Annotated in this window: 11 protein-coding genes; 3 read left to right on the top strand and 8 right to left on the bottom strand. The window is 43.9% G+C overall.

What is annotated here, in order from left to right:
* Positions 1–78: 78 nt before the first annotated feature.
* A complete protein-coding gene (gene treP, locus A5878_RS00385) occupies positions 79–2,058 on the bottom strand; it encodes a PTS system trehalose-specific EIIBC component (RefSeq protein ID WP_086294315.1) in 1,980 nt (659 codons plus the stop codon).
* 336 nt (positions 2,059–2,394) lie between these two features.
* Here treP and A5878_RS00380 point away from each other — a divergent pair, with 336 nt between their 5' ends.
* The 3 genes from A5878_RS00380 to treR are packed head-to-tail and all read left to right on the top strand — an operon-like array spanning position 2,395 to position 6,458.
* Positions 2,395–5,022, top strand: a complete 2,628-nt coding sequence (locus A5878_RS00380) for a glycoside hydrolase family 65 protein (RefSeq protein ID WP_086294314.1) — start codon at positions 2,395–2,397, stop codon at positions 5,020–5,022.
* 14 nt (positions 5,023–5,036) lie between these two features.
* Positions 5,037–5,687, top strand: a complete 651-nt coding sequence (pgmB, locus tag A5878_RS00375; RefSeq protein WP_005232889.1) for a beta-phosphoglucomutase — start codon at positions 5,037–5,039, stop codon at positions 5,685–5,687.
* Positions 5,688–5,741: 54 nt separating this feature from the next.
* Positions 5,742–6,458, top strand: a complete 717-nt coding sequence (treR, locus tag A5878_RS00370; RefSeq protein ID WP_005226457.1) for a trehalose operon repressor — start codon at positions 5,742–5,744, stop codon at positions 6,456–6,458.
* 297 nt (positions 6,459–6,755) lie between these two features.
* Here treR and rny read toward each other — a convergent pair whose 3' ends face one another.
* The 7 genes from rny to yfmF all read right to left on the bottom strand — a co-directional run bounded on the left by rny (position 6,756) and on the right by yfmF (position 15,726).
* A complete protein-coding gene (gene rny / locus A5878_RS00365; protein ID WP_005232891.1) occupies positions 6,756–8,330 on the bottom strand; it encodes a ribonuclease Y in 1,575 nt (524 codons plus the stop codon).
* A gap of 243 nt (positions 8,331–8,573) precedes the next feature.
* On the bottom strand, positions 8,574–9,617 hold the full coding sequence (gene recA, locus A5878_RS00360) for a recombinase RecA (protein ID WP_008376737.1): 1,044 nt from the start codon (positions 9,615–9,617) through the stop codon (positions 8,574–8,576).
* Between the two features lie 102 nt (positions 9,618–9,719).
* Positions 9,720–10,958, bottom strand: coding sequence for a competence/damage-inducible protein A (locus A5878_RS00355; protein ID WP_086294313.1), 1,239 nt, complete (start codon positions 10,956–10,958; stop codon positions 9,720–9,722).
* A gap of 127 nt (positions 10,959–11,085) precedes the next feature.
* Positions 11,086–11,667, bottom strand: coding sequence for a CDP-diacylglycerol--glycerol-3-phosphate 3-phosphatidyltransferase (pgsA, locus tag A5878_RS00350; protein ID WP_005226440.1), 582 nt, complete (start codon positions 11,665–11,667; stop codon positions 11,086–11,088).
* A gap of 132 nt (positions 11,668–11,799) precedes the next feature.
* On the bottom strand, positions 11,800–12,702 hold the full coding sequence (locus tag A5878_RS00345; RefSeq protein ID WP_086294312.1) for a helix-turn-helix domain-containing protein: 903 nt from the start codon (positions 12,700–12,702) through the stop codon (positions 11,800–11,802).
* A gap of 464 nt (positions 12,703–13,166) precedes the next feature.
* Positions 13,167–14,465: an EF-P 5-aminopentanol modification-associated protein YfmH gene (gene yfmH / locus A5878_RS00340; RefSeq protein WP_086294311.1), complete on the bottom strand. Its 1,299-nt coding sequence runs from the start codon at positions 14,463–14,465 to the stop codon at positions 13,167–13,169.
* Positions 14,458–15,726 (bottom strand): EF-P 5-aminopentanol modification-associated protein YfmF, encoded by a 1,269-nt coding sequence (gene yfmF, locus A5878_RS00335; protein ID WP_086294310.1) that lies wholly within the window; start codon positions 15,724–15,726, stop codon positions 14,458–14,460. The genes yfmH and yfmF overlap by 8 nt, the downstream gene beginning before the upstream one ends.
* Positions 15,727–15,853 lie beyond the last annotated feature (127 nt).

The following is a 15,853-nucleotide window of genomic DNA, read 5'->3' as shown; positions in this document are numbered from 1 at the left end:
CTTGAGGGCGGCCATAAAAAAATCCGCTTCCGATCCCCCTTCTTAGTCAAAGGGCGCTCTCGGAAACGGATTATTTTTTTAGTTTAATTCAGCTGAACCAACCGCTGTTTTGGCTGTCACTGTGCCTGTGGTCGTCAATGAAAGCTGACGCACTTTTTCGGCATTCGTGATGACTGTTAAAACATCTGTCTGTTTGCCAGATGCGGTCACTGCATCTAGATCCATCACTGCAATCTTCGTTTCTGGTGTGACCGTGTCACCTTCAGAAACAAGGACCTCAAATGGCGCACCTTTTAATTCCACAGTATCTAAGCCCATATGAACAAGAACTTCCGCGCCACCAGGCGTTAAAATCCCAATTGCATGCTTTGTTTCAAAAATGCTAGAGATCGTACCTGCAACAGGAGCATAAATCGTTCCATTCGTTGGCTGAACAGCAAAGCCGTCACCCATCATTTTTTGAGAAAAGACAGGATCAGAAACTTCAGTGATGGCAACTACTTTCCCATCAGCTGGAGCATAAAGGGTTTCTTCTGAAACTTGTGCCGCTTCTGGGGCTGCAGTTGTCGGTGCAGCCGTCGTTGGTGCAACAGCCGCTGCTGCAGCTGTATCAGCAGCCAATTGCGGTTCTAATTTATTTAAGAAGGTAACTTTTCTAAAGATGATGGTGCAAACAAACGTGATCGCAATCGTCACCGCCATTGAGATGAAGACCATTGGATAGTTTTCAATTTTAAATGATAAGAAGCCAGGTAGTCCCCCTACACCAATACCTAATGCACGGGTATTCGTTGCAGTGATCAGCATACCACCAAAGGCAGAACCTACCATTGCTGCGACAAATGGGTAAACATATTTCAAATTGATCCCGAACATCGCTGGTTCAGTAACCCCCATATAAGCAGAAATCGTTGCTGGAACAGAGACTTGTTCTTCTTTTTTATTGCCACGGTGAAGGAACCAAATCGCCAATACTGCCGTACCTTGCGCAATATTTGACAGCATGATCATTGGCCAAAGGTTGGTTGTCCCAAAATCCGCTACTAATTGAGAGTCGATCGCTAGCGTTGTATGATGCAATCCGGTAATAACCAAAGGCGCATACAAGCCACCGAAAATGAAACCAAATAACCAGTTTAATGGTGAGGTCAAGCCAGCATTTACGACCCAAGAAATGCCTGATCCGATTTGCCAACCGATTGGACCTAACACCATGTGGGCTGCTAAAATAGTTGGCAGCAATGAGAACAATGGAACGAAGATCATTGAAACCGCTTCTGGAATCCATTTCCGGAAGAATCTTTCAAGATAAACCAATAAGAAACCTGCCAGCATTGCTGGGATCACTTGTGCTTGATACCCAATTTTATCAATAGTGAAGAACCCGAAGTCCCACGTATAATTTTGAGCAATTTCTGCAGCAGAAGTTGAACTTACTGAATAAGCATTTAATAATTGCGGTGAAACCAATGTAATCCCTAAAACAATCCCTAATATTTGCGTGGTTCCCATCTTACGTGTAATACTCCAAGTAATCCCTACTGGTAGAAAGTGAAAGATCGCTTCACAGGGCAGCCATAAAAAGCCGTTGACACCGTTCCAAAAAGTAGAAGCTTGTGTAATGGTTTGTCCACCTAGAGCTTCTAGCGGTACACCTTCTAAGAAATTTCTCAGCCCTAGCATCAAACCACCGACAATAATCGCTGGTAATAACGGGGTAAAGATCTCAGCTAACGTAGCGATCGCTCGTTGCACGATATTTTGATTGTTTTTTGCAATCGCTTTACTTTGTTCTTTAGAAACACCTTCTATTCCTGATACATCGGTAAAATCATTGTAAAACGTTGAGACATCATTGCCGATAATGACTTGGAATTGTCCCGCATTTGTAAACATTCCTTTGACACTTGGAATTTCTTCAATTGCCTTTTCGTTTGCTTTTGACTGATCGTTCAAAACAAAACGCATCCGTGTCGCGCAATGTGTTACTGCGGCGATATTTTCTTTGCCGCCAACATATTCCAGCAGCTTCTCAGCATCATCACGATACTTTCCCATAATTAATAAACCCCTTTCATCTCCACTTGTATATATATGTTTTGATTACGCACTAATCATAACTTGATAATTTTGATATTGCAAGCGTTTCAAACCAATTTTTTTTACTTTTTCTATAAACAATACAAGCAAATAGCAAAGGTACCATATAAAAACCTTGATAAATAAACGTTTTTTAAAATGTTTCATTAATATAAAATAATATTGCCAACAACTTTATTTACTGTTTATTTGACAAAAAAGAATAAAAAAACAGGCTAGATAAATTGAAATAGCTTACAATTTACGTTATAATCATTTTGCATGTATAGACAAGTTTAAAGGAGGACAACTACTGTGAATACGATTATATTATCTAAGGAACAATGGCTGTTAACGGATCAAACTGGTACGACCTATCCGTTTTCTGGGACTGACAGTGAACGCGTTGCCGCACTGACCGCGCAGCTGCAGCAAATGGAAGGTGGCGGGATCGTCTCTGAATCGCTGGTGTTTACGAATGAAGAAGGGACTTTTTCACTGGACCAATGGTTGACAGAAAAATTAAATCGTCCCTTTGTTTGCACTACGAAAGAACAGTATGAAGAAAAAAGTGCTGAAATTCCTTGGCGCCTCGAATACTATGGCTACACCCCTGGTAAAGATGAATACTCGGTGGAGTCACTTTTAACCGTCGGTAACGGCTATTTAGGGCTGCGAGGCACAACGCCTGAGATGACCATTTGTGAAGCGAACTATCCAGGACTGTATTTAGCAAGTCTTTACAATACGGTGGAATCGGATGTTTCTGGTCATACCATCAGCAATGAAGACTTCGTCAATGCACCGAATCTGCAAAAAATGTACGTAAAGATCGATGATGAAGTGATCGATATCGCCAACAATCAGCTCCTTTCCTTTAAACGGACATTGGATTTGAAGACCGGCTTGTTCCAATCAGTGGCAGAAATTGAAACCAAAAAACAAAAGCGTCTGCGAATCGAAACGAAGAAGATCGCCAATATGCAAGATGTTCACCAATACAGTTTGGTCTATCAGTTTACTCCGCTGAACTTTTCTGGCGTCGTTACCTTCGTCAGTGAAGCCGACGGATCGGTCTATAACTATAACGTCGCTCGTTACCGTAGTTTAACTAACCAGCATTTGACCGTGAAAGAGGCAGCAGCTGAACAAAACAAAGCGCATTTAGTGGTCACCACTAACCAATCACAGATTACCGTTGTCCAATCCTCTGAACTGTTTTCACAGGACCTACCATTGGCTGAGCTGCAAGCTGAAACAAATGACCAGCTCATCCGTCAGCAAGTAGCCCTTGAGGTGACGGAGGGACAAACTTATCGGGTCGAAAAATCAGTCACTGCTGCCGCTTATCGGCAAGAGGATCCGCAACCGGCATTTACGTTTTCTTCCTTAGCATTACCTGATTTTGCGACGATGTATACCGCCTCAAAACAAGCATGGGCTGAATTATGGGCGAAAGCGGCCATCGAAGTCACTGGTGACTTGATGTCACAAAAAATGCTGAATCTGCATACGTATCATCTGCTGGTCTCCGCAGCACCGAATGCTTATCAGGAGTCCTTAGATGCCAGTATCACTGCCCGTGGCCTACATGGTGAAGCCTATCGTGGTCATATTTTCTGGGATGAACTGTTTATCTTACCCTTTTACATTCTACATTTTCCTGACACCGCCAAAGAAATTTTGCTGTATCGCTACCGCCGCTTAGCTGCTGCCAAAAAAGATGCCCAAAAAGCTGGTTACCAAGGCGCCATGTTCCCATGGCAATCAGGATTGGATGGCAGTGAGCAATCCCAAGAACTGCATTTGAACCCTATCAGCGGCGAATGGAAAGAAGATCACAGTCGCTTGCAACGCCATGTCTCCTTAGCGATCGCTTATAACATTTGGCAATACTGGCACAACACGCAAGATCGAGTCTTCATGGAACAATATGGGTTAGAATTGATGTTAGAAGTCGCTCATTTCTGGCAAAGTGCTGCCACCTGGGATGATGCTGCTCAACGTTACTTTATCGATAAAGTCATGGGACCAGATGAATTTCATGAAAGCTACCCAAATAGTGAACAAGGCGGCTTGAAAAACAACGCCTATACCAATATGATGGTAGTATGGTTGTTTGAAGAGATCGAGAACCTTCAACAACAACTTTCAGCAGAGAGCTTCCAAGCGGTATTAGAGAAAACGGCTTTAACCCCTGCAGATATTGCTGCTATGGCAGATATTCGTACCAAGCTGGGCTTAGAGATCGATCCAGAAGGCATCATTGCACAATTTGAAGGGTACTTCCAGCTGGAAGATCTGGATTGGGCTCACTACAAAGAGAAATATGGCAACATCTATCGGATGGACCGCATCTTGAACGCTGAAGGCAAGAGTGCTGACAGCTACAAAGTCGCGAAACAAGCGGATAGTTTGATGATTTTCTACAATTTCTCAAAAGAGCAAGTCAATCAGATTTTGGCAGATCTTTCTTACCAGCTGCCAACAGACTATATTGAAAAAAATCTCCATTATTACTTGGCTCGTACCTCCCACGGCTCGACGTTGTCACGCATCGTTCATGCCCAGTTGGCGGCAATGGTAGATGATCAGGAGTTGGCTTGGTCATTATACCAAGAAGCCCTCTCTTCTGATTACCGTGATATCCAAGGCGGGACTACAGCAGAAGGCATTCACGCCGGTGTCATGGCTGCTACGTTGTTTATTCCATTAACCACTTTTGCTGGGATCGATATTCGAGAAGAGCAGCTGCAGATCACGCCAAACTTGCCGAAAGCTTGGGACAGCTTAGCCTTTCAGCTAGAAGTTCGCGGCACCCGCTTTGCAATGAATGTTACACATGAAACATTGACGATTACCGCTGATCAGCCAGTCACGATCTTAGTGAATGGGCAACAAGTTTCTCTAGAAGCAAAGAAAGAAGCAACGATTACTTACTAAAAGGAGTGTTACACATGAAAAAAGGATTTGTTTTTGATTTAGACGGCGTTATCACGGATACGGCCAAATACCACTACATTGCATGGAAAGAATTAGCTGCGGAGATCGGGATCGAGATCGATTTGAAGTTCAACGAGCAGTTAAAAGGCATCAGCCGCATGGACTCTTTAGAGCGAATCTTAACCCTAGGCAACAAAAATGATGCCTACACAGAAGTCGAAAAAGAAGCGTTAGCGACGAAGAAAAATACCCACTATGTACAATTGTTACAAAGCTTGACTCCTGATGATCTATTGCCAGGGGTGAAGACATTCCTTGATGAAGCCAAAGCAAAAAACATTCCTTGTGCCATCGCTTCGGCATCCAAAAATGCACCGTTTATTTTGGACAAACTTGGGGTCATGCAAGACTTTGATACGATCGTTGACCCAGCAACCTTGAAAAAAGGCAAACCAGATCCAGAAATCTTTATCCAAGCAGCGCTGGCACTAGGCATTGAACCGGCAGAAGCAGTTGGCTTTGAAGATGCTCAAGCAGGGATCGACGGCATCAAAGCTGCTGGTATGTATGCGGTAGGTGTTTATTCAGGAGAAGAATTACACGGTGCAGATGTGATCGTTGAAAAATTAACGGACCTAAACATTGACGAACTTTTGGCGAAATAGTCGATTGCATTTCCAAATTGGCCTCGCTATAATAGCCAAAGAGGGGGCAATCCGATGAACAAGTTCAAAGAAATATTTTTAGATTTAGAACAAAAAATTCTAGCAAACGAATACCCTCCGCATTCTTTGCTGCCTAGCGAAAACCAATTGATCAAAACTTATGGTGTCTCCCGGGAGACTGTCCGTAAGGCATTGAATTTATTGCGGGATGCTGGTTATATCCAAAAGAAACAAGGGAAAGGTTCGATCGTTTTAGACTTGAATCGCTTTGATTTCCCGATTTCTGGCTTGACGAGTTTTCGAGAGCTGCAAGATACCCAACGCATTCCTAGTGAAACAAAGGTTGTCGAGATCCGCAAGATCGCCGTCTCGCCAAAGCTGCACGAGACCACTGGTTGGCCTGTTGCTTCTGAGGCATGGAAACTGATCCGTCAGCGGAGAATTGATGGAGAAGTAGTGATTTTGGATAAAGATTACCTTGATGCTTCTATTATCGAAGAGTTGCCAGAAAACCGAGCGAAAGTATCGATTTTTGATTACTTTGAAAATGATCTTGGCCTTGAGATCGCTTATGCACAAAAAGAAATCACTGTTGACCCCGTCAACAAAGAATTGCGGGATCTAATGGATCTGCGTCCTGAAGATCAGCATGTCGTTACGGTTCGCAGCCTCGTGTATCTAGAAGACACGCGCTGTTTTGAATACACCGAATCGATCCACCGACTGGATAAATTCCGCTTTGTGGACTTTGCCCGCCGACGCAAGATTTGATGGACGTATAGACGTGAAACACATCAAACAGACCTGGACTTCCCCGAGAAGTCTGGGTCTGTTTTTTTTTCAATAGCCCCCCACTCGATAATACTGGATCGATCCTCCCATTTTTCGCCTCTGTCGCTATCGAGCCATCCTTTTGCTTGCTCGTTTTTCTATTGCCGATGAATAAAAAAGGCACGATCATTTATGGGACTGATGAAATAGTGTTGAATTTGCACAACTCAGCCGTCCTTATTGACAATCAGCTACACAAAAAAGCAGTATCCTCTGAGAGGATACTGCTTTTGCTTGCTATTTGGCGTAATCCGTTGCGCGAGTCTCGCGAATAACGGTTACCTTGATATGACCTGGGTAATCCAAATCGTCTTCGATCTTCTTGCGGATGTCGCGAACCAATCGTACAGCATCCAAATCAGAAATCTCTTCTGGTTTGACCATTACACGGACTTCACGTCCGGCTTGGACTGCAAAACTGGAATCGACCCCTTTGAAGCCGTTGGCGATATTTTCTAGGTTTTGCAAGCGGCGAATATAATTTTCCAATGATTCGCTGCGAGCACCTGGACGGGCTGCTGACAAGGCATCTGCGGCTGCAACTAAAACAGAGATAACCGAAGTTGCTTCAACATCTCCATGGTGAGAAGCGATCGCATTGATCACCACACCATTTTCTTTGTATTTGGCAGCTAACTCAGCCCCGATCTCAACGTGAGAGCCTTCGATTTCATGGTCAAGGGCTTTCCCGATATCATGCAAGAGACCGGCACGTTTGGCTAACTGGATATCTTCGCCTAATTCTGCGGCAAGAACACCGGTTAGTTTTGCGACTTCGATCGAGTGGTTCAAGACGTTTTGTCCGTAGCTGGTACGGAAACGCAAACGACCTAAAATCTTGATCAAGTCTGGATGAAGGGTGTGAGCACCGACTTCAAAGGCTGCTTGTTCCCCATATTCACGAATATGCTCATCCATTTCTTTCCGAGATTTTTCGACCATTTCTTCAATTCGAGCTGGATGGATCCGGCCGTCTTGAATCAGTTTTTCAAGGGTCATACGAGCAATTTCACGGCGAATCGGATCAAATCCTGATAAGACGACTGCTTCTGGCGTGTCATCGATGATCAAATCGATCCCTGTCAAGGTTTCAAGGGTGCGAATGTTCCGACCTTCTCTTCCGATGATTCGACCTTTCATCTCATCATTTGGTAATGATACGACCGATACCGTGGTTTCAGACACTTGGTCTGCGGCACAACGTTGGATTGCTAGGGACAAGAGATTTTTTGCTTTTCGATCTGCTTCTTCCTTCGCACGCTGTTCAGATTCTTTGACCATGATCGTTAATTCATGGTTCAATTCCTCTTCCGTTGATTTCATGATCAACTCTTTTGCTTCATCTCTAGACAGCGCGGCGATGCGCTCTAATTCTTTCTGTTGTCCATCGATTAAGTTTTCTACTTCTTTTTCTCGCTCGTCAATTAATTGTTGTTTCTCACTAAGTCTGCCTTCTTTATCTTCAAGTGAGCGTTCTCGTTTTTCCAAAGAATCGTCCTTACGATCAAGTACTTGTTCTCTTTGGAGTAAACGATTTTCTTGTGATTTTAAATCAAGTTTGCTTTCTTTCAACTCACTTTCAATCTCTGACCGATACTTCTGATTTTCTTCCTTAGCTTCTAACAATGCTTCTTTTTTAAGAGTTTCTGCTTCTTTCTTAGCGCTTTCGATAATTCCAGCTGCAGAATTTTGGGCGCCGTTGATTTCTTTCTCATGACGAGATTTCGTCACATAAACTCCTAATCCAAGACCGACAATTAAACCGATGATAGCGAGGAGAATGTAAAGTAGTTCCAATGAATCCACCTCCATACTATCTTTTTAAATATTTTGTAATTTTGATTAACAAAGGATAACAAAATTATCAATTCGCTACTTCTTATGTGGAAATCCACATACGTTTATTCTAATGTTTGAACACAAGAGTGTCAACTTTAAATAATAAAGTAAACTTTCGCAACCCTTCCTTTTTACGGATGTTTTTTCAACAATAGATGAATCTAGCAAAAAGCCACAAAAAAGCCAAACAACCTCGTTGTTTGGCTTTTTCAAGACTTATTCGTCTAATGGTAATTCTTCTTGCGCTTCCTCGAGGGTTACGGTCTCTCCTGTTCCAATCCCGTAAGCATCGCGGACGCGAGCAGAAACTTCTAGCATCATTTCTTGGTGTTCACGCATATAGTTTTTGGCGTTTTCACGACCTTGACCGATGCGATCCCCTTTATAGGCATACCACGCACCGCTTTTATCAACGATGTCTTGTTCCACGGCCATATCCAATAATTCACCTTCTTGTGAAATACCTAGACCATACATCATGTCGACTTCCGCTACTTTAAATGGTGGCGCTACTTTGTTTTTGACTACTTTGATCTTCGTGCGGTTCCCGATGATATCTGTACCGGATTTCAATTGCTCAGCACGACGTACTTCCAAACGGATGGTTGAATAGAATTTCAACGCACGTCCACCAGGTGTCGTTTCTGGATTCCCGAACATGATCCCAACTTTTTCCCGAATTTGGTTGATAAAGATCGCGATCGTTTTCGTTTTGTTGATGGAACCAGAAAGTTTCCGTAATGCTTGTGACATCAAACGTGCTTGCAAACCAACGTGGGTATCACCCATTTCACCGTCGATCTCCGCCCGTGGGACTAAAGCTGCTACCGAGTCAATGACCACGATATCAACCGCACCACTTGAAACTAAGGCGTCAGCGATCTCTAATCCTTGTTCCCCTGTATCTGGTTGTGATAACAAAAGATCATCGATATTTACACCTAATTTTTGCGCATATTGAGGATCTAACGCATGTTCGGCATCGATAAATGCTGCTGTTCCGCCATTTTTTTGGACTTCCGCAATGGCATGTAAAGCAACTGTCGTTTTACCAGAACTTTCTGGGCCGTAAACTTCTACGATCCGTCCTCGTGGGTAACCACCTACACCTAATGCAACATCCAAGGCCAATGAACCACTTGGGATCGTTGAAATTTGTTGATCAACTTTTTCGCCAAGCTTCATGATGGCACCTTTACCATAGTTCTTTTCAATCTTCTTTAGTGCAGCATCTAAGGCTGCTTTACGATCATCTGCCAAACGGATAATCCTCCTTATATTCATCACTTTCGTGTGTCGTTCATAAGATAATAATAGTCCTTCTGACGGGAAATTGCAAGAAAAAACGAACAAACATTCGCATTAATTTAATAATTCCTTACGTATTTGATTTAAGCCCGCCATGACGGCACTATGCCGAATATAGGCGCGGTCGCGGTTGAAGTGATACAGCTGGCTCGAGACGCCTTTGTCAGAAGCTAAGGCGATCCAAACGGTACCTTTAGGTTGACCTTCAAGCTCGTCTGGACCAGCAACACCAGTAAACGCCACCGCATAATCGGTCTCGGCTTGTTTGCGGGCATAGACGGCCATTGCTTCTGCACATTCCTGACTAACAGTCCCATAGCTTTCTAAAAGCCCTGGATCGATGCCTAAGAGCTTGCTTTTTGTTGCAGCAGAATATGTCACGAACCCACCGGGAAACACCTCAGAGACGCCAGGAATCCCTCCTAGGGTCGCTTGGAACAAACCAGCGGTCAAACTTTCCGCTGCGGTGACGGTTTTCTTTTTCTCGATCAGTAGCTCGACGACTGTTTCTGCCAGTGAATTTTGTTCCCCATACCCATAGAAATACGCACCGACCCGTGCTTGGACGGTTTCTTCTAACGCATCCAATTGTTTGATCCCTTGCGCTTCGTCTGCGGTTTTGACCGTCAGACGCAGCGTGACCTCATTGGGTTTGGCATAAGGAGCGATGGTGGGATTGACTTGATTCTCGATCAAATCGGCCAATTCTGTGACCAATGCCGATTCCCCGATCCCGTAATAGCGCAAAACGCGAGAAAGCAAGACCTCTTCTTGGGGAAACTGCTCTAACAGAAGTGGTTTTGCGTGGGTAAGAAACATCGCCTGTAGTTCACTTGGTGGTCCTGGCAGCAGCAAATAACTGGTAGCGGCTGTCTGATAAAAGATCCCGATCGCTAGTCCATTGGGATTTGGCAAAGACACACCGTCTTTAAAAACGAGGGTCTGCCGCAAATTGTTTTCCGTCATCCTCCGTTGACTGTTTTCAAAGAAGGCTTTCAATTGGTGATACCCTGGTTCATCTCTGACTAACTCTTGTCCCACATGACGGGCAGTGACTTGTTTCGTCAAGTCATCGTCGGTGGGCCCTAGGCCGCCGCACAATACGATCAAGTCGCTGCGTTTGTCGGCGATCGTCAGTAATTCTTCTAAGCGATTGGGGTTGTCCCCGACAACACTATGATAAAAAACATCGATCCCAAGACTTGCCAGTTCTTCTGACAAGAAGGTCGCGTTCGTATTCACCACCTGTCCTAAAAGTAATTCGGTCCCGACTGCAATAATTTCTGCTTTCATTCGTTTACTCCTTCATTTATCAGATACGTAAAAGTCTTTCATATTGACAAAAAAAGTCCAGAAAACTTCTGAACTTTCGTGACTTATATCCTTGTTTTTATCGCTTCTTTATCTAGATCTAGAAATTTTACATAGAATCTTTAAAAACATTCGTATTTTTTATGAAATAATCGACCCCGGAATAGATCGTGAAGATCAAACATAGATACAACATGATTTGATCGATAGGCAAACCGATCATTGAAAAGGGAATGTTGTTCAAGAACAAGAAAATGATCGCAACCATTTGTGTCGCGGTTTTGATTTTCCCTGGCCACGCAGCAGCCATGACTTCCCCGCTTTGTTCCACTAACAACAAGCGTAAACCCGTCACTGCCAACTCGCGGCAAACGATGATCGAAACTACCCAGCCTGGGGCTTTGTCTAATTCAACCAGCATGATAAAAGCCGTCATGACGAGCATTTTATCTGCTAACGGGTCAGCAAACTTCCCGAAGTTGGTAACAAGGCCTCTGGAACGAGCGATCTTGCCATCTAGCCAGTCTGTAATGCTGGCTGCCGCAAAAAGGATCGCTGCAATAAGGTGCGTGTTTTCTAATTGTGTCGTACCAACGGTCAGCGTGCCAAGATCGATTGGCAAAACCAAGACCAAAATAAAGATGGGGATCATAATGATCCGTAATACAGTTAATTGATTGGGTAAATTCACGAAATAGACTCCTCTCTGCCGACTATTGTACGAAATAACGGCAAATCATGCCACTACTTCTGCTTTTCAATGGTCGGATGCAACAGATAACTTTTTAGCTAATGATACCTCAATAAGGCGCATTTGTCAGATTTATGCCGCATCGTCTTGGTATTCAATCACGAGGCGGACTGTCTTTTGTAACAATTCAAATTGCGGGTCAGAAAAGTCCACTTCCTGACCATTGGCAGTGATGGAGATATTTTGACTTGCGCCCAGGGTCAAGGTCGCATTCGTGGCGCCTTCTGGCAGCGTCATCGATTGCGTTTCTCCCGCTTGAACAGTGTATTGGTACACATAAGCGTTGTCGACTTGTACACCGACCCAACAAGAAGCATCTAGCCCAGTAAATGCTAATTCAATAGGATTTTCCGCATCTTTCATCGTGATCGTGATCGACGATTGCGTCGAATCACTGGCAGTCATCGTCATTTTCGCTTCGCTGGATTCCGTCGTACTTGAAGACTCCGTCGCTTCACTCGAAGTACTGGTTTCTTCCGTACTTGACGTGGTGGAAGCGGTAGACGCTGAATTTTCTACCACAAGAGAAGAGCTTCCTTGGATCATCGGCGTTGTATTCCGGTCTTGCCAAGCCATGTAGCCCACGATACTCACGATCGTAATGGCCACCAGACCTAATAGAATCATCGGCAAATAGCGGACGACAAATGAGCCGCTTTTTTCTTCTACGTGCTGTGCTTTTCGTGAGCCGCTGACGGTTTCAGGCTGCGGTCTTTTTGGTAAGGGGGCGTCTAACGTCTCTTTGCCATCAAAAACGGCTACCAATTTGTCGCCGTCTTCTCCAACCGCTGCTGCATATTGGCGAATAAACGCACGGACATAAAAAGTGCCTGGCAATTGATCAAAACGCTCTGCTTCAATTGCTTCTAAATAGCGTTTTTGGATCTTTGTCATTTGTTGTAATTCAATCAATGAAATGTTTTTATCTAAACGGGCTTGCCGTAATTTTGCTCCAATCGTTGTTTCGTTGGCCACTCGATCATCTACTCCAGTCTTTTATTCATCTTTAAAAAAAGCCCTAAAATCGCTTCGCTGCTTGTCGTAAGGTCAGCAAAGCTGCTCTATCATTTTAAAACAGGGGTTCCCTGTATACGTCAATAAAAAAAACTCCGTCACGCCGATTGCCATCTGGGCGCGCCGTCTACTAAATATAACATTTTTTCCGTGAATTTTTGTAAAAAAACAAAAAAAGATTTTGCTTCAATAATTAAAGAATACCATAAAAGAAAAAGTCTGAGGATAGCCTAACCACAACTCGCAAACAAATTTTAATACTTTTCGCCAAATTGGCATCAAATTGCAAGAAAAAACCACCTTTTGACGCAAAAAGAAAACACTGAATGACTCAGGAGTTGGCCAGCCCTTGTTCTGTTGGGCGTTCCTCCTTGAATCATTCAGTGTCGCTTAGATGACAGCTGTTTGACAAAACTAGCCTTCGCTTAGGCTTTTTCCGTTGGATACATGTAAAAACGACTAAACGCTTTGGGATCGATAAAGGAACGAGCCGCTTGCTGGACATCTTCCAAAGTGATCGATTGGATCACCTCTGGCAGATCAAAGAGCGTCGTTTCACCGAATAAACTTTGGGTAAACTGGTTTGCGATAAACTCCAGTGAGTTCAGTGATTGGAAATATTTCCCTAGCATTTTCTTCTTCAATAACGTCAAGTTTTCTTCATTGATCTCTGGATCTTGCGGGAAATTCATTACGATCGCTTCGATCTCTGCTAACATTTTTTCTGGCTCTTCAGAATCCCCCGAGAAGTCGGCAAAGTAAAAGCCGCGATCCAAGTTCACTTCAAACCCAAATGTGTCGTCGATGATGCCTTGATCATACAAACGCAAATAATTGGCGGAAGTATTGCCTAACACCAATTGGCAGAAAAGATTCAACGCATTTTTGAAGCGCAAGAGCTCTCTTCCTGATTTCGGCAGTTTGTTCAAGTCCCCTTTGATCCCTAACACGCCTTTAGCACGTGTCACTGGCATGGTAAGACTTGATTCTGCTTGAATATCGGCAAAGGTTTCTTCAGGAAACTGGCGAATGATCGCTTGCGTTTCTGGAAAGGTCTTGGCCGCTTGATTGGTCCGAATCCACGCCATCGTTTCTTCCGGATCGATATTGCCTACCACAAAAAGTGTCATGTTGCTTGGGTGATAGAAGGTATTGTAGCAAAGATACAAGTCTTCTGCGGTGATCTGCGCAATGCTTTCCACCGTACCAGCGATATCGATATGAAAGGGGTGCTTCGGATACAGATTTTTGATGATGCCGAAAAACTGCTGCCAGTTCGGATCGTCATCATACATTTGGATTTCTTGACCAATGATCCCTTTTTCTTTTTCGACGGTTTCTTCTGTGAAATACGGGGCTTGAACGAAATCGATCAACGTTTCAAGGTTCAGCTTGATTTGATCGGTTGCCGAAAAAAGGTAGCTGGTTTTCGTGAAACTGGTAAAGGCGTTGGCAGACGCCCCCTGCTGACCAAAGGTTTGAAAGACATCGCCGTCTTCTTTTTCAAACAGTTTGTGCTCTAGAAAATGGGCAATGCCATCTGGAACTTGATGCAATGCTTCGGGAGAAAACCCGAAATGATTGTCGACAGAGCCATAGTTCGTACTGAAAAGTCCGTAAGTTTTATGGAAATCGGCTTTTGGCAGCAAATAAACTTTCAAGCCGTTTGGCAATACTTCTTCATAAAGGGTCTCATTGATTTGCTGATAGACTTTTTTATTCATGGGTCGTCTCCTTATCCAGGAAGAATACAGCTTGCAAGGACACGTTTTGAGCCAATGCTTGGACATCTGCCACGGTCACTTGTGCCAATTTCTGCATAAATTCATCTTCCGTCATTTTCGTATTCGGTACCCACTGATTCAGATAGGCTGTTTCGATCAGTGCTTGTGGGTTATCCAATGAAAGCAAGTACTGGTTTTTCAACATCGCTTTTGTTTGTGCCAGTTCTTCCGCGGTGACTTCGCCACGCTGCAAGCTTTGCAGCTGCTGTTCGATCAATTTGAAGACCTTGTCGCGGTTTTTGCCATCGATCCCTGTTTGGACCGACAAATACCCACGAAACGTATCGATACTGCTGGAAGCATAATACGCCAAACTTTCTTTCTCTCGGACATTCATAAACAGTTTTGAATGAGGGAATCCGCCAAACAACCCGTTGAAGACCATAAAGGCGATCCGCTCGGCTTGGTCATAATACACGCCAGTATGATAGCCTAGGTTCAATTTGGCTTGGATGATTGGTTCCCGCAAAATTTTCTCGCGAATGATGTTTTCCGCCGCTTGCTGATAAAAGACCGGCATTGCTTGGTCTGGCCGATCGGTAAAGGTCATGTTCTGGAAGAGCTCCGCGACTTCTGCTTCAACCACATCGCCGATCACGAAAATATCGATTTGGTCATTGTCCATCATTGAGCGATAGGTTTGGTAAAGCTCTTTTGCGGTCACAGCTTCTAAGTCTTGGGGACGGCCAAAGCTCGGATACTTCTGATTCTGATCGTTTTCGAAATACAACTCTTGCAGTCCTAAAGAAGCCAATGCTTGCTTATCTTCTGCCACGCTGTTCATATAGGCGATCAAGTTGTGTTTTTCGATGGTGAAGTTCTTTTCTTCAAACTGTTCCTCGTGGGTATTCGGATGGAACAAAACTTCTGCTAAAAAAGCGGCTGCTTGCGGCAATACTGCTTCATCTGACACGTACTTCCCGTTGACAAAGGACATCGCTGCATTGATTTGATGCAGATTGCCCCGTTTGTTGACATTCATACCAAAGCTGGCACCGTAAAGCTCTGCCAGCTGACTGCTAAATGCGGTCTGTGTCGGATAAGCCAAACTAGTCGTTTCTAATAAACTGGTCAATAAGGTCCGTTTGGCGGTCATTTCAGCCTGCAATGGTGCAGTAAACCGAACGAAAAAACGGATCGTTTTATACTTTTTGGTCGGTAGCACCGTTAACCGAACACCTTTTTTTAATTCAATAGACATGTGACACCCCTTCTAGAAGCAAAATTATCTCTTCAATTATAGCATAGCTGACAAACTTTCTCCTCGGCTCGCTGATCAAACCTGCTGCAGCGAGCGTTTTTTTTTATAAATCCCGCGTTTTTCGCTA

Origin of the sequence: Enterococcus sp. 3G6_DIV0642, from assembly GCF_002140635.1 — a bacterium.
GTDB lineage: Bacteria > Bacillota > Bacilli > Lactobacillales > Enterococcaceae > Enterococcus_D > Enterococcus_D casseliflavus.
This window is presented reverse-complemented; position numbering and strand designations above follow the sequence as displayed.